Source organism: Succinivibrio sp., from assembly GCF_045124615.1.
Lineage (GTDB): Bacteria > Pseudomonadota > Gammaproteobacteria > Enterobacterales > Succinivibrionaceae > Succinivibrio > Succinivibrio faecicola.
This window is the reverse complement of record NZ_JBGVMC010000261.1, coordinates 1-1,572: the sequence shown is the minus strand read 5'-3', so window position 1 is coordinate 1,572 and position 1,572 is coordinate 1. Positions and strand designations below refer to the sequence as shown.

The following is a 1,572-nucleotide window of genomic DNA, read 5'->3' as shown; positions in this document are numbered from 1 at the left end:
AGCATCACAGTTGGTTGAGTCAGACCACAAAAGCCATTCTCGCTCTGTGTTTTTCTGCCATTCAACTGCCTGCTCTTCTGTAAGTCCGAGTTTGTCACGGTCAATATGAGAATTCATCATAAGACCAGAACCGATAACATTGGTTCTAATGGTCTTAATAGCTCCGGTTGCAAGGGGCACACCCATGTATAAATCACGTGAACGCTCTCTTAACAGCTTGATGTTATCTGCAATATCTTCATCTGCAGAAGCGCTGTGGCTCATCCATCCGATTAAGGACTTTCGAGCATATGAAGCTCCGTAATGGGAATAACCACTAGCAACCAATCTGTTTTTTACAACAGAAGTAGGATTTTTTGCTTGCTGAACTGCTGCAGGTTTAACAGCATTAGCTCTAGTGGCCATTTCCTTACGTGGAAGTTTTTTCTGTGTCATATCTTAAAAATCCTGAGAGATAGCTCTTTGAACTTTTACACCACCACAACCACTTTCACACTTAGCCACAATGTCTGACCAATACTTAATTGCTTCCTGAATTGCGGTTAGGTTTGCCCTGGTTAATGTTCTTGATCCAATGGTGTAACTCTGACCGGTTAAAACCACATCCAGAGCATCTAACAATGCATCAAGTTTCTTTTTAGCAACCTCATAAGGAATGCCTTTATATGTTTTTAAAACTGGCATTAGATAACTCCTTTGGAATATTTGCGTGTTTTAACTGGCTTAGATTGAACTACTGTAGCATTTGTACCCTGAGCACATAACTGATTGAAGGCAGGCCTTACAATCTCAATGGCTGCAGTTGCATATACAGCGCAATCAAGTGCCTCATTACGTTCTCTTAATTTCTTCCAACCTTCCTTAACACGTCCTTTTTCAAACTTACGTTCAAATACTTCAGCGGTTAACTGCTTGAAGTATTCCTCTGTAAAGCCTGAATCACGTGCCATTGGATAATGCACATAGGCAGGGCCAAAATCATTAACTTTTAGGCGGTTAAACAGCAGTCTTTTACCTGCATCAACACCAATCACAAAAAGAAATGCTCTATAACGGTTATTCTGAGAAGGTGGACCTATCAAGTCTTTACCTGCTACAGATGAACCCTTTGAAGAGAATACACGTGATTTTTCACGTGCCTTAGTGTACTGATAAACAGTATCTGTCATTGAACCGTCACCAGAATCAACTAAAGTACAAGCAATTCTCAATTCTCTGCCATCCTGCAGATGGAAGTTTTCTATCAATAAAACATCTAACTGTGACCAGACTTCATTCTGTTTGGTGTCACCGAAGAAAACTCTGTGGCATATACCCCAGGATTCAAAGTCTGCACCCCATCCAAACACTGTGGCTTCAAGACGGTTCTGCTGAACGTCAACACCACATGTAAGCATCAGAATTTCTTTAGGAAGACCGGCTTCAGGATAAAATTCTCTTCTCTGAGCAAGCTTTTCCCATAAGTTCAAATCTGCTTCATCTTCGTGCCATGGTTCACCAAGCTTCAAGTTGATGAACTCCTGAAGGCCTTTTTTATCCTTCTTATGATTTGCATCAACCCATTCTTCAACA

3 protein-coding genes are annotated in these 1,572 nt (G+C 41.0%); all 3 read right to left on the bottom strand.

The genetic code is table 11. The annotated features are described in order from the left end of the window. Positions 1 to 435: phage portal protein (locus tag ACJML3_RS06900; protein WP_406021819.1), on the bottom strand; the 435-nt coding region annotated here is incomplete at its 3' end. Positions 436 to 438: 3 nt separating this feature from the next. Continuing rightward, complete coding sequence (locus tag ACJML3_RS06895; RefSeq protein ID WP_406021817.1) at positions 439 to 684, bottom strand: DUF6148 family protein; 246 nt, start codon at positions 682 to 684, stop codon at positions 439 to 441. Next, on the bottom strand, positions 684 to 1,572 hold an 889-nt coding region (locus ACJML3_RS06890; RefSeq protein WP_406021815.1), incomplete at its 5' end, for a terminase gpA endonuclease subunit. The genes ACJML3_RS06895 and ACJML3_RS06890, both read right to left, overlap by 1 nt.